Annotated in this window: 21 protein-coding genes and 3 tRNA genes; 12 read left to right on the top strand and 12 right to left on the bottom strand. The window is 68.1% G+C overall.

Translation table 11 applies throughout. The features are described 5' to 3' along the window. Nucleotides 1–202 precede the first annotated feature (202 nt). The 6 genes from BR47_RS0112335 to BR47_RS0112310 are packed head-to-tail and all read left to right on the top strand — an operon-like array spanning nucleotide 203 to nucleotide 6,332. Entirely contained in the window at nucleotides 203–1,060 is an 858-nt protein-coding gene (locus BR47_RS0112335) for an SDR family NAD(P)-dependent oxidoreductase (RefSeq protein ID WP_029119700.1), read from the top strand. Beyond that, nucleotides 1,057–1,920, top strand: coding sequence for an SDR family NAD(P)-dependent oxidoreductase (locus BR47_RS0112330; RefSeq protein WP_029119699.1), 864 nt, complete (start codon nucleotides 1,057–1,059; stop codon nucleotides 1,918–1,920). The genes BR47_RS0112335 and BR47_RS0112330 overlap by 4 nt, the downstream gene beginning before the upstream one ends. Before the next feature lie 5 nt (nucleotides 1,921–1,925). Then, nucleotides 1,926–3,452, top strand: a complete 1,527-nt coding sequence (locus BR47_RS0112325) for a flavin-containing monooxygenase (protein WP_029119698.1) — start codon at nucleotides 1,926–1,928, stop codon at nucleotides 3,450–3,452. Further along, nucleotides 3,449–4,978 (top strand): flavin-containing monooxygenase, encoded by a 1,530-nt coding sequence (locus tag BR47_RS0112320; protein ID WP_029119697.1) that lies wholly within the window; start codon nucleotides 3,449–3,451, stop codon nucleotides 4,976–4,978. The genes BR47_RS0112325 and BR47_RS0112320 overlap by 4 nt, the downstream gene beginning before the upstream one ends. Continuing rightward, nucleotides 4,975–6,003, top strand: a complete 1,029-nt coding sequence (locus BR47_RS0112315) for an alpha/beta hydrolase (RefSeq protein WP_029119696.1) — start codon at nucleotides 4,975–4,977, stop codon at nucleotides 6,001–6,003. The genes BR47_RS0112320 and BR47_RS0112315 overlap by 4 nt, the downstream gene beginning before the upstream one ends. 47 nt (nucleotides 6,004–6,050) lie before the next feature. Further along, nucleotides 6,051–6,332, top strand: coding sequence for a hypothetical protein (locus BR47_RS0112310; RefSeq protein WP_138158528.1), 282 nt, complete (start codon nucleotides 6,051–6,053; stop codon nucleotides 6,330–6,332). A gap of 61 nt (nucleotides 6,333–6,393) precedes the next feature. On the opposite strand, the gene rplA is transcribed toward BR47_RS0112310, so the two are convergent. The 11 genes from rplA to BR47_RS0112255 all read right to left on the bottom strand — a co-directional run bounded on the left by rplA (nucleotide 6,394) and on the right by BR47_RS0112255 (nucleotide 11,172). Next, complete coding sequence (gene rplA, locus BR47_RS0112305) at nucleotides 6,394–7,104, bottom strand: 50S ribosomal protein L1 (protein ID WP_020101323.1); 711 nt, start codon at nucleotides 7,102–7,104, stop codon at nucleotides 6,394–6,396. Nucleotides 7,105–7,196: 92 nt separating this feature from the next. Continuing rightward, a complete protein-coding gene (gene rplK, locus BR47_RS0112300) occupies nucleotides 7,197–7,628 on the bottom strand; it encodes a 50S ribosomal protein L11 (RefSeq protein ID WP_020101322.1) in 432 nt (143 codons plus the stop codon). Between the two features lie 71 nt (nucleotides 7,629–7,699). Then, on the bottom strand, nucleotides 7,700–8,443 hold the full coding sequence (gene nusG / locus BR47_RS0112295; protein ID WP_502685704.1) for a transcription termination/antitermination protein NusG: 744 nt from the start codon (nucleotides 8,441–8,443) through the stop codon (nucleotides 7,700–7,702). 145 nt (nucleotides 8,444–8,588) lie between these two features. Continuing rightward, nucleotides 8,589–9,053 carry a preprotein translocase subunit SecE gene (secE, locus tag BR47_RS0112290; RefSeq protein WP_029119695.1) on the bottom strand — a complete coding sequence of 155 codons (465 nt, stop codon included), beginning with the start codon at nucleotides 9,051–9,053 and terminating at the stop codon, nucleotides 8,589–8,591. A 63-nt stretch (nucleotides 9,054–9,116) separates the two neighbouring features. After that, a tRNA-Trp gene (locus BR47_RS0112285) sits at nucleotides 9,117–9,189 on the bottom strand. A gap of 144 nt (nucleotides 9,190–9,333) precedes the next feature. Then, nucleotides 9,334–9,846, bottom strand: coding sequence for a (3R)-hydroxyacyl-ACP dehydratase subunit HadC (gene hadC / locus BR47_RS0112280; RefSeq protein WP_020101319.1), 513 nt, complete (start codon nucleotides 9,844–9,846; stop codon nucleotides 9,334–9,336). A gap of 2 nt (nucleotides 9,847–9,848) precedes the next feature. Then, nucleotides 9,849–10,277: a (3R)-hydroxyacyl-ACP dehydratase subunit HadB gene (gene hadB / locus BR47_RS0112275; protein WP_020101318.1), complete on the bottom strand. Its 429-nt coding sequence runs from the start codon at nucleotides 10,275–10,277 to the stop codon at nucleotides 9,849–9,851. After that, the gene (gene hadA / locus BR47_RS0112270; protein ID WP_020101317.1) at nucleotides 10,264–10,743 is read right to left on the bottom strand and encodes a (3R)-hydroxyacyl-ACP dehydratase subunit HadA; all 480 of its coding nucleotides are present in this window, start codon (nucleotides 10,741–10,743) and stop codon (nucleotides 10,264–10,266) included. Before hadA ends, hadB begins: the two co-directional genes overlap by 14 nt. Nucleotides 10,744–10,752: 9 nt before the next feature. Next, nucleotides 10,753–10,920, bottom strand: coding sequence for a 50S ribosomal protein L33 (rpmG, locus tag BR47_RS0112265; protein WP_003881823.1), 168 nt, complete (start codon nucleotides 10,918–10,920; stop codon nucleotides 10,753–10,755). Nucleotides 10,921–10,955: 35 nt separating this feature from the next. After that, nucleotides 10,956–11,032, bottom strand: a tRNA-Met gene (locus BR47_RS0112260). Between the two features lie 67 nt (nucleotides 11,033–11,099). Continuing rightward, nucleotides 11,100–11,172 (bottom strand) — tRNA-Thr (locus tag BR47_RS0112255). Between the two features lie 337 nt (nucleotides 11,173–11,509). On the opposite strand from BR47_RS0112255, the gene BR47_RS0112250 reads away from it, so the two are divergent. The 6 genes from BR47_RS0112250 (at nucleotide 11,510) to recD (ending at nucleotide 22,330) form a co-directional block, all read left to right on the top strand. After that, complete coding sequence (locus BR47_RS0112250; protein ID WP_020101316.1) at nucleotides 11,510–12,223, top strand: MBL fold metallo-hydrolase; 714 nt, start codon at nucleotides 11,510–11,512, stop codon at nucleotides 12,221–12,223. Nucleotides 12,224–12,322: 99 nt separating this feature from the next. Beyond that, the gene (locus BR47_RS0112245) at nucleotides 12,323–13,159 is read left to right on the top strand and encodes a DUF8453 domain-containing protein (RefSeq protein WP_020101315.1); all 837 of its coding nucleotides are present in this window, start codon (nucleotides 12,323–12,325) and stop codon (nucleotides 13,157–13,159) included. A gap of 75 nt (nucleotides 13,160–13,234) precedes the next feature. Next, nucleotides 13,235–13,933, top strand: a complete 699-nt coding sequence (locus BR47_RS0112240) for a crotonase/enoyl-CoA hydratase family protein (protein ID WP_020101314.1) — start codon at nucleotides 13,235–13,237, stop codon at nucleotides 13,931–13,933. A gap of 47 nt (nucleotides 13,934–13,980) precedes the next feature. Further along, nucleotides 13,981–17,274: an exodeoxyribonuclease V subunit gamma gene (recC, locus tag BR47_RS0112235; RefSeq protein ID WP_029119694.1), complete on the top strand. Its 3,294-nt coding sequence runs from the start codon at nucleotides 13,981–13,983 to the stop codon at nucleotides 17,272–17,274. After that, the gene (locus BR47_RS0112230; protein WP_029119693.1) at nucleotides 17,274–20,582 is read left to right on the top strand and encodes a UvrD-helicase domain-containing protein; all 3,309 of its coding nucleotides are present in this window, start codon (nucleotides 17,274–17,276) and stop codon (nucleotides 20,580–20,582) included. Before recC ends, BR47_RS0112230 begins: the two co-directional genes overlap by 1 nt. Nucleotides 20,583–20,623: 41 nt before the next feature. Then, nucleotides 20,624–22,330 carry an exodeoxyribonuclease V subunit alpha gene (recD, locus tag BR47_RS0112225; protein ID WP_036427244.1) on the top strand — a complete coding sequence of 569 codons (1,707 nt, stop codon included), beginning with the start codon at nucleotides 20,624–20,626 and terminating at the stop codon, nucleotides 22,328–22,330. Here the strand turns inward: recD and BR47_RS0112220 are convergent. Further along, a complete protein-coding gene (locus tag BR47_RS0112220; protein WP_020101310.1) occupies nucleotides 22,327–22,797 on the bottom strand; it encodes a carboxymuconolactone decarboxylase family protein in 471 nt (156 codons plus the stop codon). The genes recD and BR47_RS0112220 overlap by 4 nt on opposite strands. Nucleotides 22,798–22,828 lie beyond the last annotated feature (31 nt).

Genomic DNA, 22,828 nt, shown 5'->3' with positions numbered 1-22,828 from the left:
ATCCGAAATGTGACATCGGCTCCACGGCGGACAGCCCGACGGCGGCGCCATGCCCATGCCCGCGATGAGCACGACGCAGGCCCGGTGACGCGTCCCGCCCAGCGAAATTCATTGCTGCTCAATTCTTTTCATTGCGATCAACCCAAGGAGCCGAAATGACCGGTACACACCGCACGACCAGCACCGCCGAAGGATGTCGACCATGGCGGTGACAGTCGTGACGGGCGCCGGCAGCGGCATCGGACGTGCGACGGCCTTGCGGTTCGCCCGCAACGGCTCCGAGGTCGTGGTGGCCGACATCAACGAGCAGACCGGCAAGGAAACGGTCGACCTCATCCAGGATGCGGGCGGCCGCGCGGTGTTCCGGCGGCTCGACGTCGCCGACCTCACCGACTGGGAGGAGTTCACCGACCGGGTGTGCGCCGAACACGGCGTGCCCGATGTCGTCGTCAACAACGCCGGCATCCTCATCGGTGGCGGGTTCCTGGAGCAGTCCAATGCGGACTGGCGGCGGATGATCCAGATCAACATGATGAGCCCGCTGGTGGGATCGCGGTTGTTCGTGCAGCGCATGACCGACGCGGGCGTGCGCGGCCACATCGTCAACGTGTGTTCGGTCGGCGCCTTCATGCCGACGCCCATCGCCCCCTCGTACGTCGTCGCCAAGGCCGGTGCGTGGTTCGGCACCCAGGCGCTGCGCGCGGAGTTCGGCGACAAGGGCATCGGCGTCAGCGCGATCTGTCCTGGGTTGATCCGAACCAGCCTGGCCGCCAACGGGACTCGCGGCGGAGTCGACGACAGCGACAGTTCGGACTGGGCGGCGAAGCTCGCCGCCGGCCACCGTTACATCGGCCGGTCCCCCGACCGAGTGGCCGGCGCGATCGAACGCGCCGTGCGCTGGAACCTCTCGACCGTCCCTGTCGGCATCGAGGCCTGGGCCGGCTGGTATCTGTACCGGCTGTCACCGAGTGCGGCGCGCGGATTCTTGGGACTGTTCACGATGTCGATCGCCGACAAAGCGGTCGCCCTGTCCGGCAAGATCTTCGGAGGTAAGCGATGAAGAACGTCATCGTCACCGGCGCGGGGGCCGGCATCGGTCGCGAGACGGCAAAGCTGTTCGCCGCCAAGGGCGGTCGGGTGGTCGTCGCCGACATCGACATGCCGGCCGCGAAGGAAACGGTCGAGCAGATCGTCGGCGCGGGCGGCCAAGCCGTCGCCTACCGGCTGGACGTGGCCGCCGAAGACGAGTGGGAGGCCTTCGGCGAGTGGATGTTTGCCCACTTCGGCGCGCCCCACATGCTGATCAACAACGCGGGCGTCATGGACCTCGGCGGGTTCGTCGAGATGAGCGCCGCGCAATGGCAGCGCGAGATCGACATCAACCTGATGAGCGTCATCTACGGATCGCGGGTCTTCGCGCAACAGATGATCGACGACGGGATTCGCGGCCACATCGTGAATCTGTCGTCGGCGGCCGCGTACTTCCCGTCCAGGCTCGAGCCGGCATACGGCGTCGCGAAGTCGGCGGTCCTGATGGCCTCTCAGTCGCTCCGGGTGGAGTTGCGCGGCAAAGGGATCGGCGTCACCGCGATCTGCCCGGGCGCGATCCGCACCAACCTGCTCGCCAACGGTGAACGGGCCGGGCTCACCGCGGCGCAGCAGGCGGCGTGGCGTGAGAGTGCGGGCGGTATGCAGCGATACGCCTACACCTCACCGCAGAAGGTGGCCCGGGCGATCGAACGGGCCGTGCGGTGGAATTCGGCCATCGTGCCGGTCGCACCGGAAGCCTGGCTGCTGTACGGGCTGTTCCGGCTCTCCCCCAGCCTCACGCGCGAAATTCTCGCGCGCGCGTCGTTCGACCGCATCGAATCCGTGATCCCGGTCGCCGGTAAGGCACTCGCCCGGCTGACCGGGAAATAGGAGATATGACAATGACATCCAGCCCCGAATTCGAGGTCGTCGTCATCGGTGCGGGCTTCGGCGGCATCAACGCCGGCGTCCGACTCCGGCAGGCCGGCATCGAGAACTTCGTCATCCTCGACAAATGGGACAAGGTCGGCGGGACGTGGAACGCCAACCACTACCCCGGCGTCGCGGTCGACATTCCGTCGTTCATCTATCAGTTCAGCTACCACCAAAAAGGCGACTGGTCGCGGCTTTTCGCACCGGGCCACGAAATTCAGGCGTACGCCGAGGAGGTCGTGGACGCCCACGGGCTGCGGCCCAAGCTGCGCCTGAACACCACGGTGACCGGCTGCCGGTTCGACGAGGCGAACGACATGTGGCACGTCAGTACCGACACCGGCGAGGTGACGGCCCGGTTCATCATCGCGGGCATCGGCGGCCTCGAGGTGCCGAACCTCCCGGATATCGCGGGCATCGACAGCTTCGGCGGGACGGTGCTGCACACCGCCGCCTGGGATCACAGCGTCGATCTGCGCGGTAAGCGGGTCGGCGTCATCGGCACGGGTGCCAGTGCGTTGCAACTGATTCCGGAGGTCGCCAAAGTCGCCGCCCACCTCACGGTGTTCCAGCGCACCCCGATCTGGGTCGCGCCCAAGCCGGATTGGCACACCGGCCCGGTCACCAGGGCGGTGCTGGGCACCCCGATACTGCGCGCGCCGTTGCGCGCGATCGGCATGGTGGGTGTCGAAGTCGGTGTCGGCGCCGGCATGCTGCACGGGCGGCGTATGAAGCCGCTCATCCGCGGTGCGGAAGCCGCGCTGAAACTCTGGATGCGCACGCAGGTCAAGGATCCGGTGACGCGGGAGAAGCTCACCCCGAAGTACCTGCTGGGCTGCAAGCGGCCGTCGATGCACAACGAGTACTTCAAGACCTACAACCTGCCGCACGTCGATCTGGTGACCGACCCCATCGAAAAGGTCATCCCCGACGCGGTGGTGACCGAGGGCGGCGCCGCGCACGACATCGATGTGTTGGTGTGCGCCACCGGATTCAAGGTCATGGCCAAGGGCAGCACGCCGCCGTTCCCGACCCTGGGCCGCGGCGGCATCGATCTCAACGAGTTCTGGGAAGCCAACCGCTACCAGGCGTACCAGGGCGTCTCGGCGCCGAAGTTCCCCAACGCCTTCCTCGTCATCGGGCCGTACGCCTATGCACCGGGGTCGTATCTGGTGTTGATCGAGTCGACCGGGGACCACGCCGTGCGCGTGATCACCGAGGCGCGGCAGCGTGGAGCCACCCGTGTGGAGGTCAAGCAGGAGCCGCACGACCGCTTCTTCGCGGACATGCAGAAGCGCGTCGCGGGGACTCCGCTGATGACCTCGGCGTGCGGCGGTTCCAACACCTACTACCTCAATCATCACGGTGACGCCGCGGCGTTCCGCCCGACCACCGTTCTGGAGATGCGGTGGGCGAACAAACATTTCCCGCTGTCGGACTACCGGTTCACCCGCAACACGGTGCACGTGCCCGAGGGTGTGAGCGCATGAGTACGACGCCACAGTTCGAGGTTGCCGTCATCGGCGCCGGGCCCGGCGGCATTGCCGCGGGGGTCAAGCTCCGCACGGCCGGCATCGACGACTTCGTCATCCTCGAGCGCGCCGACGATGTCGGCGGCAGCTGGCACGAGAACCACTACCCCGGTCTCGGCGTGGACATCCCGACCATCGCGTATCAGTACTCGTTCGCCCGCAACGCCAACTGGGAGCGTTTCTTCGCCAAAGGCGCGGAGGTCAAGCAGTACCACGTCGATGTCGCCCGAAAATACGGGCTGTACGACCGTATCCGGTTCAACACCGACATCGAGCGGGAGGAGTGGGACGACGCGGGCTGCTTCTGGAAGCTGCATGCCGCCGACGGCTCCGTCGTCACCGCGCGGTTCCTGATCAGCGCGGTGGGCGCGTTCGTCCGGCCCAAGGAGGACGTCGGGATCGCCGGTGCGAAATCCTTCAAAGGCAAGGTACAGCGGCCGACGGACTGGGACCACGACTACGACATGACCGGTAAGGCCGTCGGCATCATCGGCACGGGAGCCAGTGCGGTGCAGATCATTCCGGCGATCGCACCGGAGGTCGGCCATCTGACGGTGTTCCAGCGCACGCCGGTCTGGTCCATTCCCAAGCCGGACTTCCGCGTACCCGCGGCGATGAAGAAGCTGCTGGCGATCCCCGGTGTGCAGGCCACGATCCACGGCGGCGTGCTGGTCGTGGTCGACCTGATTCTCCGTGGCGCACTGCGGACCTCGCATTCGACGCTGGACAGAGCCGACGCACTGTGTATCCGCGGCTACCGCAGATTCGTGGCCAGAACGGTGCACGACCCGGAGACCAGTGCGAAGCTGACGCCGAACTTCGGTCTGCTCGCCAAACGGCCGACGATGTCCAACGGATACCTGCAGGCCTACAACCGCGCCAACGTATCGCTGGTGACCGATCCCATCGAGAAGATCACGCCGACCGGCGTCCGGACCCGCGACGGAGTGCTCCACAAGCTGGATGTGCTGATCCTGGCCACCGGCTACGAGGTGTTCTCCGACCCGGAGACGTATCGCCCGGGAACCGTCGTGGGCCGGGGCGGTTTCGACCTCGCCAAGTTCTACAACGAGGAAGGGCTGCAGGCGTACGAGAGCGTCTCGGTGCCCGGGTTGCCCAACCGGTGGACGCTGTGCGGCCCGTACTCGTGGACCGGGTCGGGCTGGCACGCCTTCGTGGAGATGACCGCAGATCATGCGATCCGAGCGATCACCGAGACGCGCCGGCGCGCGGCGCAGGTCTGCGAAGTCCGCCGCGAAGCAGCCGACGCCTACCACCGCGCGACCTACCAACGTGCCGAGCTGTTGCGCTATTACCTGGCCGACCTCAACGGGCATGTGCCGACCTACTACCGCAATTCGCAGGGCGACACCACCTACATCCGGCCCTCCGGGTTTTTCGAGGCGAGCCGCGGCAACCGCAAATTCCCGCTCGACGACTACCGCTACGAAATCCCGGCCACGATCGAGGAAGTCCGGGCATGAGCGTCGTCGACTCCGTCACCATCGAATTGCCCAGCCGAGCGAGCGTGGCGTTGCGGATCGCCGATGCGTTGGGCCGCAGAACAATTCGCCCTGCGCTCGACGCGATTGCGATGTTGGGTTACCGCGGTCCCTTGCGCGGCACTCCCGCGTTCCGCATCGCCAACCTCGCCGAGCTGGTCACCGTCCCGCTGCGGGCGCCGCGCGGCACCCGCCGCCGCGCGCTGCGCTTCGCCGGATTCCGCGCGGAATGGCTGTGGCACAAGACGATCGCGGGCCCCGATGAGGTCACCGGCGGTGCGGTCCTCTACTTCCACGGCGGTGGTTTTGTGGCTGGTGGACTGCACAGTCATCGCCGGATCGCCGGCCGCGTCACCCGCGCCGCGGGCATCCCGCTGCTCAACGTCGACTACCGGCAGCTGCCGGCAGCCCCCATCACGGACACCGTCGCCGACGCGCTCCACGCCTACGAGTACCTGCTCGAACGGGGCTTTGCACCCGAAAAGATCGTGTTCGCAGGCGATTCCGCGGGCGGCGGCCTGACCTTCGCCGCCGCGCTGGCCGCACGTGAGCGCGGACTGCCGATGCCCGGCGGTATCGGCGCCATCGCGCCGTGGGCCGATCTCGACCCGGCCCGCAGGCTGGCCCACGCCAACGATCGGACGGACGCCGTGCTGTCGGCCTTCGCGCTGTCGGTCCCGGCGTTGATCGGTTTCGCGGCCGGCGGCGATCTGGATCCGCGATGGTCGCCGGTGAATCACGACTTCACCGGGCTACCACCGGTTTTCATCCAGGTGGGCTCGACCGAGGTCCTCCTGGCCGACGCCGAACAACTGGCCCAGTGCTGCCGAGAGGCGACCGTGCCCTGCACCGTGCAGATCTGGGATCGCGCGTTGCACGTCTTCCACGCCGGGGCCGACATCCTGCCCGATGCCCGGGCCGCGATAACCGACATGGGACGCGCACTCCGCGCATTCGTCGACGCCGCTGCCGCGTCGCTGCCGACCGACCACAGCACGGCGGCATGACCGCGGCGATACCCGCTCCGCAACCGACTGAACAGAACGGAATCTCCATGCCCCAACCGGTCTTTCGCCAACGCATCACCGGCTGGATGCAACAACGCCCGGCCCCGCTTCCCGGGCTCTGGCGCGCAGTGGACCGTATCCACTTCACCGCGGATGCGGTGATCCGGCTGATCGAGAAGGCGCACATGGGAGTTCGGGATCAGATCGTGCTGCGGGCGGCCGCCGGCGTCGGTGTGCCGTCATCGGCCATCGACACCTTCCGCCGACGGCACACGCAGTTCTTCGGGCGCGTGTACCGCGGCCTGCACACCATCCACTGGTACGTCTGAGACAAACGGACCCCCGCACGACCGAAGTCGTGCGGGGGTCCGTTGTGAAAGCGGATTCGGCCTAGGCCTCTTCGGTGAAGTTCCGGGTGACGGCCGGGTCGACCGGGATGCCCGGGCCGGTGGTCGTCGAGACGGTGACCTTCTTCAGGTAACGGCCCTTCGACGACGACGGCTTGGCACGCAGCACCTCGTCCAGCGCGGCACCGTAGTTCTCAGCCAGCTTGACCTCGTCGAACGACGCCTTGCCGATGATCAGGTGCAGGTTGGCCTGCTTGTCGACGCGGAAGTTGATCTTGCCGCCCTTGATGTCGGACACGGCCTTGGCCACGTCAGGGGTGACCGTGCCGGTCTTCGGGTTCGGCATCAGACCACGCGGGCCGAGGACGCGGGCGATCTTACCGACCTTGGCCATCTGGTCCGGCGTCGCGATCGCGGCGTCGAAGTCGGTCCACCCACCCTGGATACGCTCGATCAGGTCATCGCTACCGACGGCATCGGCGCCGGCGGCCGCAGCGGCCTCGGCCTTCTCACCAACCGCGAACACCACTACGCGGGCGGTCTTACCGGTGCCGTGCGGCAGGTTGACGGTGCCACGCACCATCTGGTCTGCCTTACGAGGATCGACACCCAGCCGGATCGCAACCTCGACGGTCGCATCCTGCTTCTTCGAGGACGTCTCCTTGGCCAGCTTGACGGCCTGGAGCGGGGTGTACAGGTTGTCGCGGTCCACCTTCTCGGCAGCTTCGCGGTATGCCTTGCTGTTCTTGCTCATGTGAATCTCCAGTTCAGAGGTTGTGGTTAGCGAGCCGAAGCGGGCTCTTCCACGTATTGCTTAGGTCGAGTATTCGACGTGTACGGGTCGAACTACTCGACGGTGATGCCCATCGAGCGCGCGGTGCCGGCGATGATCTTGGCAGCGGCGTCGATGTCGTTCGCGTTGAGATCTTCCTTCTTGGTCTCGGCGATCTCGCGGACCTGGTCCCAGCTGATCTTGGCGACCTTGGTCTTGTGCGGCTCGGACGAACCCTTCTGGATACCCGCAGCCTTGAGCAGCAGCCGGGCGGCCGGCGGGGTCTTCAGGACGAACGTGAACGTACGGTCCTCGTAGACGCTGATCTCGACGGGGATGACGTTTCCGCGCTGGCTTTCTGTCGCGGCGTTGTACGCCTTGCAGAACTCCATGATGTTGACGCCGTGCTGGCCGAGCGCCGGACCCACGGGCGGGGCGGGGTTGGCCGCGCCGGCCTGGATCTGAAGCTTGATCAGCCCGACGACCTTCTTCTTCTTCGGGGCCATTGGTGTGGTGTTCCTTTCTAGGTAGTCGCGGCGCGACTACGTTCCTGCTAACCGAGAGCCGAGGCTCGCGATTAAATCTTGCTGACCTGCGTGAAGGTCAATTCGACCGGTGTCTCGCGTCCGAAGATGGACACCAGCACCTTGAGCTTCTGCTGTTCGGCGTTGACCTCGCTGATCGACGCGGGCAGCGTGGCGAACGGGCCGTCCATGACGGTGACCGACTCGCCGACCTCGAAGTCGACCAGGATTTCCGGACGCGCCAGGGTGGCTTCGCTGTCGGCACCCGACGCGGCGGCGGCCGCGGTCGCCTTGGCGGGCTTCTTCGCGGCGCCCTGCGGCAGCAGGAACTTCACGACGTCGTCGAGCGACAGCGCCGACGGCTTCGAGGTCGCGCCGACGAACCCGGTCACACCCGGGGTGTTGCGCACGGCGCCCCACGACTCGTCGTTCAGGTCCATGCGGACCAGGATGTAGCCCGGCAGGACCTTGCGGTTGACCTGCTTGCGCTGGCCGTTCTTGATCTCGGTGACCTCTTCGGTCGGTACCTCGACCTGGAAGATGTAGTCGCCGACGTCCAGGTTCTGCACGCGGGTCTCGAGGTTGGCCTTCACCTTGTTCTCGTAACCGGCGTACGAGTGGATGACGTACCACTCGCCTGCCTGACGGCGCAGCTGCTTCTTCAGCGCGACCGCGGGATCCTCGTCCTCGGGCTCCTCGGCGGCGGCTTCCACGGTCTCGTCGACGACCACGTCGGTCGCCTCGGGTGCGTCAGCGGCGTCGGCAGTGTCGTTGTCCGAAGAATCGGAAGCGTCCACGGTCTCGGCAGCTTCTTCGAAGGTCTCCACCGACTCGACTGCCTCGGCGGTCACGTCGGACTCGTCCGAAGGTGTCTCGCCATCGAAAGTCACGGTAGTCAGTCCTCTCTTACGTTCTTGAGCTCGTCCCGGCGGGCGCTCGGCGTCAGCCGAACACCCACATGACGAGCTTGGCGAGACCGAAATCGACCCCACCGATCAGCGCCACCATGAAGACCAGGAACACCAGCACGACGGTCGTGTAGGCGACCATCTGCTTGCGGTTCGGCCAGATGACCTTGCGCAGCTCGGCGACGACCTGCTTGAGGTAGTTCCAGACGAACACGAACGGGTTCCGAGTGGGGCCCGTCTTCTTGGACTTTTCAGCCTTCTTCGGCTTGGACTTCTTGCCGGCGTCGGCCGCGCTGTCCTCGGCGTCGGAGTCCGTATCGCCGGTCTCGACGTCCGATTCGGACTCGTCGACCTCGACGGCCCGCCGGGCCCGCTTTCCGGTCGGACGCGCGGGGCGCGTCACAACTGCGGTCTGGCCCTGCGACTCGCTTTCGCCCGCGTCGGTGCCCGCATCAGTACCGGCGCCTGCGGAGCCGGCACTATCGCGCTCGTCGCTCACCGCATGCCTTTCGTCTGTTCCAGGTGGTCACAGTTCCAGTGTCCACATCGGTATTCAGTTGAGCAGGGGCGACAGGACTTGAACCTGCAACCTGCGGTTTTGGAGACCGCTGCTCTGCCAATTGAGCTACGCCCCTTCAGCACCGACACGGTCGGCACGTCCGGTTGGGTCCTCACACAATTCGCGCGCTCCCCGATCGGTCGATGTGTAACCGACGGACAGCGCGCTGAAAAGGGTGGATCCCCGAGGACCGAGTGTACAACGGCCCCAGTCTGAGTTACTAATCCGCTCCGGCGGCCGAGCGCAAAACCTGGCCCGTTTCGCGGTCGTAGCGCACCGACACCGAGTTGTCGCCCTCGTGACCCATCAGCGTGGTGAAGGCCTCCATGATGACGCCACCGTCGTCATCGGTGAGGGTGTTGCGGGTCATCACGATGTCGGCGCCGAACCGGTGCTCGACGGAGACGATCTCGACGGTCGCGTGCAACCGGTCACCGACCTTGATCGGGCGGTGGTACACGAATTTCTGGTCGACCTGGATGATCTGCATGGTCTCCATGCCGACATCGACGACACGGAAGAAGTCCTGCTGGACCAGCAGCGCGACGATCGACACGAACGTCGGGCCCGCGACCAGGGCGTCGTGGCCCAACTCGGCCGCGGCGGCTTCGTCCATCGAAACGGGGTGATCCGACTTGACGGCCTTGGCGTACTGCCGGACCTGCTCGCGCCCCACGGTGAACACCTGGGGGTACTTGTGGACCATCCCGAGGATGTCGGGGTTCAAGGGCATGACTACGCCAACTTCGCGGTTGCGACGGCGCGGCCGAAGATCTTCTTGCCGCCGGTGGTGGCAGAAAGCGCGATGGTGACCGACTTGGATTCCTCGTCGACCGACTTCACGCGGCCGGTGAAGACCAGCTCGGCGCCGATGCCGTCGTTGGGAACCGGGACCACCGAGGTGAAGCGGACGTTGTACTCAGTGACGGCACCCGGGTCACCGACCCAGTTGGTGATGAAGCCGCCGCCGAGACCCATGGTCAGCATGCCGTGGGCGATGGCGGTGTCCAGACCGACCTGCTTGGCGATCTCGTCGTCCCAGTGGATGGGGTTCAGATCGCCGGAGACACCGGCGTAGTTGACCAGGTCCTGACGGGTCAGCTTGATGGTCGTCTCGGGCAGCTCGTCGCCGACCTTTACCGAACTGAACTCACGAAGTGCCATCTGAGAATCCTCCCTGTCCGTCCTCGTCACCCGAGCGACCAGCCAAGGTCGTGTAGGCCACCTGCACGACCTCACCACGGTCGTTCGTGATGATGTTCTTGTTCACGACAATGTCGGTGCCGTGCGCCCGCCGGAAGGAGTCGACGTACACGTCGCAGTACAGCGTGTCGCCGGCCTTGATGGGTTGCAGAAACTTCAGCGACTGATCCACATGGACAATCTGGGCGTCCGAGACGGAGATGCCAGCGGCGCCGAACATCGCGAGCTGCGCCTGGTAACCGAAGATGCTGATGAACGTCAGCGGTGCCAGCAGCGCGTCGTGACCGAGCTCGGCCGCGGCCGACTCCGTGTGAAAGGACGCGTCGACGTTCTGAACGGCAATCGCGTGCTCACGGATCTTCTCGCGCCCGACCTCATAGCTCTCGGGATGCCGGTAGTGGAAACCGACAATGTCCGCCAGACCCACGGTGAGTGGCTAACGCGACTCTTTGTGCGGCTGGTGCGTACCGCAGTTCGGGCAGAACTTCTTGATCTCAAGACGATCCGGGTCGTTGCGACGGTTCTTCTTGGTGATGTAGTTACGGTGCTTGCACACCTCGCAGGCCAAGGTGATCTTCGGCCGTACGTCGGTACTCGACGCCACGTCTTCGCCTCTTTCGCTTCGAATCTCTGTTGTGCTGGTAGCGGTGGGGAGGCTCGATCTCCCGACCTCACGATTATGAGTCGTGCGCTCTAACCAGCTGAGCTACACCGCCCCGACAGACACAGGCGGCGCAGCGGCGGATTATTACTTCCGTCGCTCCGCTCGCCATATGTCCACCGAGCCCCCTAACGGAATCGAACCGTTGACCTTTTCCTTACCATGGAAACGCTCTGCCGACTGAGCTAAGGGGGCCTGACCCTCGGTTTCGAACTGTCGGTTACGACCGTCTGCCCCGTGGGCCTTAAAGAGGTTACCGTCTCGCAGTTTCACCTGCCAAAACGGCAGCTCAACCACGCTATTTCAGCCCGTTCGGAGGCTGCCGTGGGCCCCGGTCGGCCCGGTTGTTCCCCCAAACCCCGTTCACCCTGCGTCCTGGGCGCAAAAGGCCGAGTAGGTCGGCGCGTGGTTACAGACTCAACACAAACGGCGACCACACCACGGTTGACACTGCATCCTGGGCGCACAAGGCCGAGTAGGTCGGCACCTGGTCGCAGAGTCAACGCCGAGGCCACCCTCCTAGGCTGTCGGCATGCCTGATGACCGCCTGTATTTCCGCCAGTTGCTCGCCGGCCGCGACTTCGCGGCGACCGATCCCATCGCGGCGCAGATGCGCAACTTCGCCTACCTCATCGGCGACCGGGAGACCGGCGACTGCGTGGTGGTCGACCCGGCCTACGCCGCGGGCGATCTGGTCGACGTCCTCGAGGGCGACGGCATGCACCTGTCGGGCGTGCTCGTCACCCACCACCACCCCGATCACGTCGGCGGCTCGATGATGGGCTTCGAGCTCAAAGGCCTGGCCGAGCTGCTGGAGCGGGTCAGCGTGCCGGTGCACGTCAACGCCCACGAGGCGGACTGGGTGTCCCGGGTCACCGGCATCGCGCCGTCGGAGCTGACGTCCCACCAGCACGGCGACGTCGTGCAGGTCGGGGCCGTGCCGATCGAGCTGCTGCACACCCCCGGACACACCCCCGGCAGCCAGTGCTTCCTGCTCGACGGCCGGTTGGTGGCCGGCGACACGCTGTTCCTGGAGGGCTGCGGCCGCACCGATTTCCCGGGCGGGAACGTCGACGACATGTTCCGCAGCCTGCAGGCGCTGGCCGCCCTGCCCGGCGATCCGACGGTCTTCCCGGGGCACTGGTATTCGGCCGAACCCAGCGCGCCGCTCGACGACGTCCGTCGCACCAATTACGTCTACCGGGCGCGCGACCTGGACCAGTGGCGCATGCTCATGGGCGGCTAGCGGCGTAGCTACCTTTCGCTCTCCGTTGTACAAGTCAACCAGCGAATATTAGTCTCAGTGTCGGATAAAACCGATGAGACTTGACGACTGGATGGCGCGGTGGACTGGATATCTCAACGCTGGGACGACCTGACAGGCCTGGGATCAGGCAGCTGGCTGGCCATCGCGGCGTGGGCCGCACTGGCGTTCGGCGTCGTCGTACTGATCGCGGTGAACCGTCAGCTGTCGAAGAATCGCCAGCTCAAGCAGGATCAGGTGCGCCCGCAGGTGACCATGTTCATGGAGCCGCACGCGTCGGACTGGCATCTGATCGAGCTGGTGGTCCGCAACTTCGGGCAGACCGCGGCGCACAACATCTCGTTCGAGTTCACGAATCACCCGACGGTCGCCATCTATGAGGATTCCGACCACGACGGCGAGCTCGATGTCACCGAGCTGCGACTGCCCAGCGAACTCTCGATCCTGGCTCCGGGGCAGGAGTGGCGAACCATCTGGGACTCGGCGATCAGCCGTGAGGAGCTGGGTGGGTCCATCCGGTCGCGGTTCGAGGGGACGCTCACCTACTACGACATGCCCGCCCCGGCGGCCGGCAAGAAGTCGCGGTTCGGGCGCAAGCCCCGCGAGTTCGAGTCGAAGGCGGTGCTCGACTGGGCCGCGCTGCAGCCGGTGCAGCGGCTGGAACTGATGACGACGCACGACCTCGCCAAGCGCGAGAAGCAGAAGCTCGAGCTGCTGCGCAGCGTGCTGACGTACTTCCACTACGCCTCGAAGGAGACGCAGCCCGACGTCTTCCGCGCCGAGATCGACCGCATGAACCGGGCGGTCCGGGAGACGCAGGACCGGTGGCGCAGCCGCGCGGCCGACGAGACCACCGAGCTGGAAATCCAGTGGTTCGACGACGGCCCGAAGGGGCGGCACCGCAACGCCGTCCACTGACAGGACGCCACCGACGGCACGTCTAGCATCGGCTCACACCCGTTCCCGGCCCGGGAACCGACCGAGGGAGAGCCGATGAGCACCGTCACCTACGCCGTGACCGATGCGGTTGCCACGATCACGCTGGACGACGGCAAGGTCAACGTCCTGAGCCCGACGATGCAGGAGAACATCAACGCCGCGCTGGACCAGGCCGAGCAGTCCGACGGCGTGAAGGCCGTCGTCATCGCCGGCAACAACCGGGTCCTCAGTGCCGGGTTCGACCTCGCCATCTTCGGTTCGGGAGATGCGGCGGCCGGGTTCGCCATGCTGCGCGGCGGCATCGAACTCAACCTCCGGCTGCTGCGCTTCCCGGTCCCCGTGGTGGTCGCCGCGACCGGACACGCGATCGCGGGCGGCTCGTTCCTGCTGTGCTCGGGTGACCATCGGGTCGGCTCGCCCACGATGCGGTGCCAGGCCAACGAGGTGGCCATCGGCATGACGGTGCCGCAGTCGTGCATCGAAATCCTCCGGCTGCGCCTGACCAATTCGGCCTTCCAGCGGGCGGTCGGTCTGGCCGCGACGTTCACCGGCGAGGAAGCGCGGGCGGCCGGCTGGGTGGACGAGATCGTCGACCAGGAGCACGTGCTGAGTCGCGCCCAGGAGGTGGCCGCGGGATTCGCCGCGACGCTTCACACCCAGCATCACCTGGCCAGCAAGCTCAAGGCCCGCGCCGGTGGACTGGCCGCGATCCAGGCCGGCATCGACGGCCTGGCCGCCGAGTTCGGCGGGTAACGCCACACATCGACAAGGCTGTCGGTACGCCGACCTAGGGTGGTCCGATGGCGCTACATCTGCACCGAGCCGAAGACACCGGCGCGCTGGCCGCCGGGCTGGGTGCGCTGCTCGCCGAACCGCCGGCGGATCCGTTCGCGGCCGAGCTGGTCCTGGTGTCCGCCCGCGGCATGGAGCGCTGGCTCAGCCAGCAGCTGTCACATGCGCTCGGCCGCGGCACGGCGAGCGACGGTGTGTGCGCGGGCATCGAATTCCGCTCCCCCACATCGCTTCTCGCCGAGATCACCGGCACGGCGGACGACAACCCGTGGGAGCCCGACGCCCTGGTGTGGCCGCTGCTGGAAGTGCTCGACGATCTGGGCGTCGCCCAGCCCTGGGCGGGCACCCTCGCCGCGCACCTCGGCTACACCGAACTGGGCAATCCCGAGGAGACCCAGCTGCGGCAGGGTCGTCGCTACGCGGTGGCCCGGCGGCTGGCGGGCCTGTTCGACACCTACGCCAAAGCCCGGCCGGCGATGCTCACCGACTGGCTGGCGGGCGGCAGCTCCGACGGCGCGGGCGGCCGGCTGGACGACGATCTGCTGTGGCAGCCGCACCTGTGGCGGGCGACCGCGGAGCGCATCGCCGCCGATCCACCTCCGATACGGCAAGCGAAAACCATTGCCCGGCTGATCGATTCACCATCGGAACTACCGCCGCGGCTGTCCCTGTTCGGGCACACCCGGTTGCCGGCGGCAGATCTCGAACTGCTCGGAGCATTGGCCACCCACCACGATCTGCACCTGTGGCTGCCGCATCCCAGCGACCCGTTGTGGCAGGCGCTGTCCGATCTGCGCGGCCAGGAGCTCCGGCGCCAGGACACCAGCCGGTTGCGGGTGGGCCACCCGCTGCTGCAGACCCTCGGCCGCGATCTACGGGAGCTGCAACGCGGCCTGCCCACCGCACAGTCCGATCAGTTCCACCCCCGCACCGGATTCGCGGACACGCTGCTGGGCCGGCTGCAGTCCGACATCTCGGCCGACGAGGTACGGCCCGGCCCGCAGCGGCAGCTCGCGAAGGACGACCGGTCCGTGCAGATCCATCGCTGTCACGGTGCGGCCCGGCAGATCGATGTGCTGCGTGATGTGCTGCTGGGCCTGCTCGACGACGACGAGACCCTGCAGCCGCGCGACATCCTGGTGATGTGCCCCGACATCGAGACTTACGCACCACTGATCACCGCGGCGTTCGGGGCGGGCGAGCATGCCGACCTCGGTCACCCGGCCCAGAGCCTGCGGGTCCGGTTGGCCGACCGTGCGCTGACCCAGACCAATCCCCTGCTCGGGGTGCTGGCCGAGCTGCTCGACATCGCCGACGGCCGGGCCACCGCCAGTGCGGTGCTGAGCCTGGCGCACAGCGAGCCGGTGCGCCGGCGCTTCGCGTGGGGCGACGACGACCTCGTGGACCTCACCGAATGGGTTGGCGCAGCGGGCATTCGGTGGGGTTTCGACGCGGGGCACCGCACCCCGTACGCGCTGCAGCGGTACCCGCAGAACACCTGGCAGTTCGGGGTCGACCGGCTGCTCGTCGGCGCCGCGATGTCCGACGATTCGCAGGGCTGGCTGGGCACCGCGTTGCCGCTCGACGACGTCGACTCGAACCGCGTGGAATTGGCCGGCCGATTGGCGGAATACGTGCAGCGGCTGTGCGGTGTCGTCGACCGGCTCACCGGCGCGCAACCGCTGGACAGCTGGGTCGAGATCCTGCGCGACGGCATCGCGCAGCTCACGCGCGTCGGCCCCGACGAGCAGTGGCAGCAGGCGCAACTCGACCGCGAACTGGCGAAAGTGTTGACCCACGCGGGTTCTCGGTCCGGCACGACGCTGCGGTTGCCCGATGTCCGGTCCCTGCTGCGCCGGCAGCTGGCCGGCCGCCCGACGCGCGCCAACTTCCGCACCGGCACGCTGACGGTGTGCACCATGGTCCCGATGCGCTCGGTGCCGCATCGGGTGGTGTGCCTGGTCGGGCTCGATGACGGCGTCTTCCCGCGCACCAACATCGCCGACGGTGACGACGTCCTGGCCCGTCGCCCGCTCACCGGTGAACGCGACATCCGTTCGGAGGACCGGCAGTTGCTGCTCGATGCCATCTGCTCGGCCACCGACACGTTGGTCATCACCTACACCGGCACCGACGAACACTCCGGTGAGCACCGGCCACCCGCAGTTCCGGTGCAGGAGCTGCTCGACGCGCTGGACCGGACCACGACCGAGCCTGTCCGGGACCGCATCGTGTGCGACCACCCGTTGCAGCCCTTCGACATCCGCACCGTCGCGCGTGATCGGCTGGTGCCCGACCGACCGTTCACCTACGACCCGGCGGCGCTGCGCGGGGCGAGGGCCGTCCTCGGCGAGCGCCGGCCGAAGCCGCGGCTCATCGACGGTCCGCTGGATGAATCGCCGTGCGGTGATGTCGAACTCGCCGAACTGCTGAGGTTCTTCGCGAACCCGGTGAAGGGGTTCTTCCGGGCGCTGGACTACACACTGCCGTGGGACGCCGACGAATTGTCCGATGCCATCCCGGTCGCCATCGACGGCCTCGGCAAGTGGGCGGTCGGGGAACGTATGCTCGACGACCTGAAGATCGGCCGGGATCCGGACTTCGTCATCGGCGCGGAGTGGCGGCGCGGCACGCTGCCGCCGGGCCGGCTCGGCTGGCGTCAGGCCAACGAAATCCGCGGTGAGGCACTCGAACTGGCGACCGCGGCCCGATCGCTGCAGCGGGGCGAGGCGAGCGCGCTGGACATCGACGTCGACCTCGGTCAGGGCCGCAGACTCACCGGCACCGTCGCGCCGCTCTGGCAGGACCGCACCGTCACGGTCACCTATTCGAAGCTGGGCGCCAAGCATCGGCTGCAGGCCTGGGTCACCCTGGTGGCGCTGGCGGCGGGTGCACCGGAGCGCGAGTGGGAGGCGTACTGCATCGGGCGCGGCCGGCGGAGCGGCGTGGAGGCCATGGGATATCGCCCTCCGGAGCAACCACTTTCGGTGCTGCGGGACCTCGTCGCGATCTACGACGCGGGCCGCCGCGAACCACTGCCCCTGCCCTTGAAGACGTCGCTGGAATGGGCGCGGGCGCGCCTGTTCGACGACCCGGTGCCGGAGCGGGGCGCCGAGTCGGAATGGCGGTTCGAGAAGGACGGCGCCGAATATGTGGAGGTCTGGGGGCCGGGCGCGCCATTGCACGTGTTGCTCGACCCGCCGCGGCCCGACGATGTTGCCGTCCGCGGCGAGACCACGCGCCTCGGCGCCTACGCGTCCCGGTTGTGGCAGCCGCTGCTCGACGCGGAACGGCGGATCTGATGGACGCGTTCGATCTGCTCGGCCCGCTGCCGGAACCGAAGACGACGACGGTGCTGGAGGCCAGCGCCGGCACCGGCAAGACCTATGCCCTCGCCGGCCTGGTGACGCGGTACATCGCCGAGGGCGCGGCGACCCTGGACCAGATGCTGCTGATCACCTTCAGCCGGGCGGCCACCCGGGAACTGCGCGAACGGGTGCGGGCGCAGTTGGTGAAGACCGTTGCCGCGCTGGACGACCCGTCGGAGGATGACGACGACCTGATCCGTCACCTCGCGGCCGCGCCGCCCGACGAACTGGTGCTGCGCCGCGCCCGCCTGCGTGACGCGCTGTCGGATTTCGACGCCGCGACCATCGCTACCACGCACGAGTTCTGCGGGCTGGTGCTGCGTTCGCTCGGCATCGCCGGCGACACCGATTCGGGCGCCCAGCTGGTGGAGAGCCTCGACGATCTGGTGGGCGAGATCGTCTCGGACCTGTACCTGACGACCTACGGTGACCAGCGCGACGAGCCCGCGCTGAGCTTCAACGATGCGCTCGATCTGGCCAAACGGGTTGTCGGCGATCCGGGCGCGCAGTTGCGGCCCGAGACCGCCGATCCCGACAGCGTTACGGCGCAACGCCTGTCGTTCGCGCTGGCGGTGCTCGAGGAACTCGAACGCCGCAAGCGCCGGCTGGGGGTGCTGAGCTTCGACGACCTGCTGAGCCGGCTCGCCGCCGCTCTGGAGGAGCCCGACGCGCCGGCCCGCGACCGGATGCGGCGGCGCTGGCCGATCGTCATGGTCGACGAGTTCCAGGACACCGATCCGGTGCAGTGGCAGGTGATCTCGCGGGCCTTCGTCGGGCACAGCGCCGTCGTGCTGATCGGCGACCCGAAGCAGGCCATCTACGCGTTCCGCGGCGGCGACATCGTCACCTACCTGGATGCCGCGCGCAGTGCCGACCAGCGGCTGACACTGGCCGAGAACTGGCGCAGCGACAAGGTTCTGGTGGACCGGCTGCAGACCGTGCTCAAGGGCGCGGCGCTCGGCGACGACGACATCGTCGTGCACCCCGTCGAGGCGCGTACCGACCGCCACCGGCTCACGGGAGCGCCACGCAACGACCCGTTCCGGCTGCGGGTCGTCGCGCGTACGGAGTTCGGGACGCCGCAGCGCCGCATGGTCCCGATCGGGGCGTTGCGGCCGTATATCGCCAAGGATCTCGCCGCCGACATCTCCGTGCTGCTGGCCAGCGGCGCGCAGTTCGACGGCCGGCCGCTCACCGCCGGCGACATCGCGGTGATCGTCGACAGCGGCCTGGACGCCGTCCCGTGCCGAGATGCGTTGCTGAACTTGGGCATTCCGGTGGTGTACTCGGGCGACACCGACGTGTTCGCCTCGACCGCGGCGGCGGAGTGGCTGCGACTGCTCGATGCCTTCGACACCCCCAACCGCAGTGGCGTGGTGCGGGCCGCCGCGACCACCATGTTCTTCGGTCACCGCGCGGCCGATCTGGCCGCCGGCGGCGACGAGCTGACCGACCAGATCACCACCACCATCCGGCAGTGGGCCGGCCTGGCCCGGGACCGGGGCATCGCGGCGGTGTTCGAGGCGGCGGTGTCGCTGGGCCTGCCCGAGCGGGTACTCGGACACCGCGGCGGCGAACGCCACATGACCGACCTGGCGCACGTCAGCCAGCTCCTGCACGAAACCGCCCATCGCGAGCGTCATCACCTGCCCGCCCTGCGGGATTGGCTGCGACGGCAGATCAAGGACCGCGGCGGCCCGGCCGAACGCAACCGCCGGCTGGACAGCGACGCCGCGGCGGTGCAGATCATGACGGTGTGGCGCAGCAAGGGGCTGCAGTTCCCCGTGGTGTATCTGCCGTTCGGTTTCAACCGGTTCGTCAAGGCCGACACGGTGCTGCGGTTCCACGACGCCGACGGCACGCGGTGCCTGCACGTGGGTGGTGCCGGCGCCACGGATCGGGCCGCGGCCGAGCAGGCGGGCCTGGCCGAGATCGCCGGCGACAACGTCCGGCTGACGTACGTCGCGCTCACCCGGGCCCAGTCACAGGTGGTGGCGTGGTGGGCGCCGTCGCGGGACGAACAGAACGGTGGCCTGTCGCGGCTGCTGCGGGGCCGTCGGCCCGGTGCCACCGCGGTACCGGACTGCGTTGTCCCGCAGACACTTTCCGACGACGACGCGATGGCGTGCTTCACCGCGTGGGAGCACGCGGGCGGTCCGGTGGTCGAGGCGGCCGAGCCCGTCGCGCCGATGGCTCCGCCGGCGCCGGAGGCCCCGGTGGACCTGGACGTACGGCACTTCCACCGCAGCATCGACACCCATTGGCGGCGGACGTCATACTCGGCGCTGGTACGCGTCGTGCACGACGACGGGCAGGCGGTGACCAGCGAGCCGGACACCGCGCTGCGCGACGACGAGTCGGCCGACGTCGTCCCCGAGGCGCCGCCGCCATTGGCCGGCGACCTGCCGTCACCGATGGCACACCTGCCCGCCGGCGCCGCCTTCGGCTCGTTGGTGCATGCCGTGCTGGAACGCGCCGACCCGCTGTCCGGAGATCTGACGGCCGAACTGGCGGCCCGCATCGATGAGCAGGCGGGTTTGTGGAACGTCGAGGTGCCCACGGCGGAACTGGCGTCGGCCCTGGTGCCGATGCACGACACGCCGCTCGGCCCGTTGGCGCCGGGCCTGACGTTGCGGCAGATCGGGCTGCGAGACCGGTTGCGGGAACTGGATTTCGAGATGCCGCTGGGCGGCGGCCAGGACCGGGCCGACGCCGCGCGGGACATCCGGCTCGGCGATGTCGGCTTACTGGTGAGCGAGCTGCTGCCGGCCTCGGATCCGTTGTCGGCCTACGGCGCGCGGCTGCAGGCCGAACCGCTCGGGCACCAGCGGTTGCACGGCTACCTGTCGGGTTCCATCGACGCGGTGCTGCGCATCCCAGATGAAAGCGGACACAAGTACGTGGTGGTGGACTACAAGACCAACCGGCTGGGCGACTTCGGCACAGAGAACACCGCCGCGGACTACACGGCGCCCCGGCTAGCCGAGGCCATGATGCATTCCGACTACCCGTTGCAGGCGTTGCTGTATTCGGTTGTGCTGCATCGGTTCCTGCGGTGGCGATTACCCGACTACGAGCCGGCCCGGCATCTGGGCGGCGTGGCCTATCTGTTCGTCCGGGGCATGTGCGGCGCGGCGACGCCCGTCGTCGACGGTCACCCGTGCGGTGTGTTCAGCTGGCAGCCCCCGGTCGAGCTGGTGAGCCGGCTGTCCGACCTGTTGGACCGGGGGACGGCAGCATGACGGCACCGCTGGAGGCAACACCGGACCGACTGCCCGACCCCATGGACTGGCGGCAGGTGCCCGCGGCCACCGGACTGCTCGCGACGTTCAACGCCGCAGGCGTGCTGAACGCCGCCGATGTGCATGTGGCCCAGCGGTGTTGCGCGCTGGCCGAGGAGACGGGCGACGTCGTCGCCCTCGCCGTCGGGCTGGCGGTCCGGGCGCTGCGGGAAGGCTCGGTGTGCGTCGACCTCACGACCGTCGCCGACGACATCGGCGGTGACCTGCCGTGGCCGGCGCCCGCCGAACTGGTGGCCGCCGTCGCGGATAGTCCGTTGACGGGCACGGCCATCCGGCTGGACCACGAGCGGTTGCTGTACCTGGACCGCTACTGGCGCGAAGAACAGCAGGTGTGCACCGACCTGCTGGCGCTGTCGGCGCAACCGTCGCAGCCGGTCAGCGACGCCGCCCTTGAACGGCTTTTCCCACCACCGGGTTTCGCCGAGCAGCGGGCCGCCGCACAGCTGGCGCTGACGCAGCCGGTGACGGTGCTGACCGGTGGCCCCGGCACGGGCAAGACGACGACCGTGGCGCGGCTACTCGCGCTGCTGGCGCAGGCCGCGCACCCGGGCCGGCTGCGGATCGCACTCGCGGCGCCGACCGGAAAAGCTGCCGCCCGGCTGCAGGAGGCCGTCTCGGCCGAGGTGGCCAAACTCGAGACCGCGGACCGGGAACGGCTCAGCGGGCTGCGGGCCGTCACGCTGCACCGGTTGCTCGGCGGGCGTCCCGACAGCGCCTCGCGGTTCAAGCACCATCGCGGCAACCGGTTGCCGCACGACGTCGTCGTCGTCGACGAGACCTCGATGGTGTCGCTGACACTGATGGCCAGGTTGCTCGAAGCCGTTCGGCCCGACACCCGGCTGCTGCTGGTCGGCGACCCCGACCAGTTGACCTCGGTGCAGGCGGGTGCCGTGCTGGCCGATCTGGTCGACGGCCTCACCGACCACCCGTCCATCCGGATCGCCGCACTGCACACCACGCACCGGTTCGGGGCGTCGATCGGCGGTCTGGCCGAAGCGATCCGGTCCGGTGACGCCGACCAGGTGCTCGCCCTCCTGCGGGTGGGCGATGCGGCGATCGAGTTCATCGAGGATGCCGAGCCGGCCGCGGCGCTGCGCCCCGTTCTGGTGGGCCACGCGCTGAAGGTGCGCGCCTGCGCGTTGCTGGGTGCCGGGGCCGACGGTCTCGCGGCCATGGACGAACACCGCCTGCTGTGCGCGCACCGCGACGGCCCCTACGGAGTGCGGCACTGGAATCGTCAGGTGGAGCGCTGGATCACCGACGAGACGGGGCAGGCCACGTGGTCGCCGTGGTACCCCGGCCGTCCGCTGCTGGTGACGGCCAACGACTACGCGCTGGGCATCTACAACGGCGACACCGGCCTGGTCGCCGCCGGGCCGGACGGTGTTCAGGTGTACATCGCGGGTGCGACTGCGACGCAACAGTTCTCATCGAGTCGGATCGCCGATGTCGAGACGATGTATGCGCTGACCATCCACAAGAGCCAGGGCTCGCAGGCCGACGAGGTGACGGTGATCCTGCCGCCCGCCGACTCCCGGTTGCTGACGCGCGAGCTGTTCTACACCGCGGTCACGCGCGCGAAGAAGAAGGTGCGCATCGTCGGGTCGGCCGACGAGGTGCGGGCCGCGGTGCAGCGGCAGGCGCTGCGCGCGTCGGGCCTGCGGGACCGGCTACGGGCCAGTACCTAGGGCCGCACCGGGTGCCGACTCAGGATCGACACCCGGTTGAAGGCGTTGATCGCGGTCGCGACCCAGATCACCGCGGAGATCTCGTCGTCGTTCAGTACCGCTCGTGCCCTTGCGTATTCGCGTTCGGCGGTGTCGTGGTCGGGCAGCGTCGTGGTGATCTCGGCCAGCCGCAGCGCGGCGCGTTCCTGCGCGGAGAACAGCTCGGTGTCCCGCCAGGCGCGCAGCGTCGCGAGCTGTTTGTCGGTGACGCCGGCCTTTACCGCGCGGCGGTGATGGATCTCCAGGCACGACGGGCAGCCATTGATCAGCGAGACGCGGGTGTTGATCAGCTCCACCAGCGCCGGCGGCAGCCCAGCCTCGGCGGCAGTCTTGGTGACCGCGGTCGCGACCGCCACCAGCGCCCGGTAGGCGTGGGGCGACTGCTTGTCGATGTGCACGTGCGCGGGGCCCGGTTCGGTGGTGTCCATCGCCTACTTTCAGATCGTGGCCAGGACGGCG

The organism is Mycobacterium sp. UNC410CL29Cvi84 (assembly GCF_000686745.1).
GTDB lineage: Bacteria > Actinomycetota > Actinomycetes > Mycobacteriales > Mycobacteriaceae > Mycobacterium > Mycobacterium mucogenicum_B.
This window is presented reverse-complemented; position numbering and strand designations above follow the sequence as displayed.